The sequence below is a fragment of the Okeania sp. SIO2F4 genome (assembly GCF_010672385.1).
Lineage (GTDB): Bacteria > Cyanobacteriota > Cyanobacteriia > Cyanobacteriales > Microcoleaceae > Trichodesmium.
Window position 1 is genome coordinate 1 of the sequence record NZ_JAAHGT010001295.1, and the last position, 1,900, is coordinate 1,900.

The 1,900-nt window shown below is 40.9% G+C and carries 4 protein-coding genes; all 4 read left to right on the forward strand.

Going from position 1 to position 1,900, the window contains the following annotated elements; all coding sequences use genetic code 11:
- On the forward strand, nt 1-190 hold a 190-nt coding region (locus F6K22_RS39800; protein WP_293110573.1), incomplete at its 5' end, for a hypothetical protein.
- Between the two features lie 71 nt (nt 191-261).
- On the forward strand, nt 262-732 hold the full coding sequence (locus F6K22_RS39805; protein ID WP_293110575.1) for a hypothetical protein: 471 nt from the start codon (nt 262-264) through the stop codon (nt 730-732).
- Nucleotides 733-851: 119 nt separating this feature from the next.
- Nucleotides 852-1,526 (forward strand): hypothetical protein, encoded by a 675-nt coding sequence (locus F6K22_RS39810; RefSeq protein ID WP_293110577.1) that lies wholly within the window; start codon nt 852-854, stop codon nt 1,524-1,526.
- A 5-nt stretch (nt 1,527-1,531) separates the two neighbouring features.
- Nucleotides 1,532-1,768 carry a hypothetical protein gene (locus F6K22_RS39815; protein WP_293110578.1) on the forward strand — a complete coding sequence of 79 codons (237 nt, stop codon included), beginning with the start codon at nt 1,532-1,534 and terminating at the stop codon, nt 1,766-1,768.
- Nucleotides 1,769-1,900: the final 132 nt, after the last annotated feature.

The window sequence follows — 1,900 nt, forward strand, 5'->3', positions numbered from 1 at the left end:
TGATGAGTTAAATGAAATTGATGAAAAAAGTGATGGTGATTACGAAATACCAGACATTCCCGGTAGCGGGCTTTGGTGCAAGGAATTTTCAATTACACTTGGGGTACCAGCAACTTCAGTGTTGAAGGCGGTGAAGTTTTTGAAGGGGGTTGGCATCACTCCAGAACTGGTCAGCCAGAAGTATTACTAACCTTTTGGGAAGATAAGGAGGATGTAGCAGAAACTTACGATAAGGTTAGGGGTCGAATTAGAATCAGAATTATGGATAAGACAGATGACTCTAACTCCTCTATGGAAAAGCTAACCTGGAATGACATCAGACAACTGCAACAAAAAATCTATCAAATTTTTGTACTTCCTAATGGTGGTGATGGGTTTGTTTGGAAAAAGGGGAAGGAAATAGTTAATTACAACGACAATAACGCTGGTTATCAAAACAACATTGTTTGTCGAGACCAAGAAGAGGGAAGGCGAGTGATAGAAGCTTTACTCGCAGTACAGAACAAAACCTTAGATGAAACTAAGTTAAGACCTGGTAAACCTTATAATGCAGCTTTGGCTTATCCCACCATACCCCCTACTCAAACAGTATTAGGAAAGCAGAAAAGAATGCCAAGGAGACGGCCTATTGCTGATGTAAGATTTACTCGCGCCGTATTGCTACTTCAATTTTACCCCGGCCCAATATCCCTGATTGACAATAGACAATTAACGGTTCTTCCGGAGGATTAGCGATCGCTACTTTTTAAATGCTGGAATTTTCCGGCAATCCTATAGGTCTGGTTTTAGCAATTAGCTAGAATGCTAGGTTTTTCAGCTACCTTGGAAATGCAACTTTATGAGACAAAGACATGGGTAGAAGACGTAAACCTAAATTTTCCAACTTTAAAGCAGCCGACTGGGATAAATATATTAAAGTGAAAAAAGGAGAATCGACATATACTGTTGACAGGAAAGCTCCAGCAGAAGATAAGGAGCTGTTTGGAGTAGGGGTCGTTCCTTTTGGATTTTCGCCTAGCACTGCCACTGACGCTGATATTCATATGACCACTACAATTAGCAGAGCTGGAGCGAAAATGGCAGTTTCTGCTATACGGGGCGACCAATGGGATGTTTTGGGCATAGCAAGGGATGAAGATAGTGTCACTACCGGTCCTGCTGGCTGGTATCCAGCAATTCTTACTATTACTCTTGTCGGAATAAACGATATCGGAGAAACAGAAACATCGCAATTGTCAACTCGCCAATACCAAAAGAAGAAAACAAGAAGCGGAAGTATGCCGTTTGGCAGGCGATCTATAGCAACACCCAATGCACGGACAGGAGCTGCTACGGCAGCAATAGGTGACAGAGATTACGAGGATTGCTTGAATGCTATCAAAGCTGCGTTAAACCCAACTCCTACTTCTCCAGCTAGCAGTAAAATTTTGTCTAAATCGGCAGAGCCAGAAATATATGTACCTGTAGTAAGTATTTCTACATGGTTAGGTGAGTTAGAAAATATTGGAACTGTAACAGATTTTTAATAATAATGAAAGACCTTGATTGTATAATCTTGCCGGAAGATTTTCACCCCGGCAGGTATAGAGAAATTCAAAATGCCTTGGGGTTTGAAATAAATATGCAATCCCACCCTAGTGAGCAAGAGGAGGCCATGAAGCATTATTTAAGGATTCAACTGTCTTTAAATAATCTATTACGAGGGACAGAGTCTGTTACTGAGTTTTTAGATAAAGTTGAAGCTAGTGACTGTATCCTCACGGGGTGACAAGCACCTCAAAGCTATTGTGGTATAAGGCTTTAAACCATATAAACAAGGGTCAAAAATTAACTGATTTTCTGAGAATGATAATTATTATTAGTTTGACTGTGGGTTCGCGATCGCGAACCCACACCACCA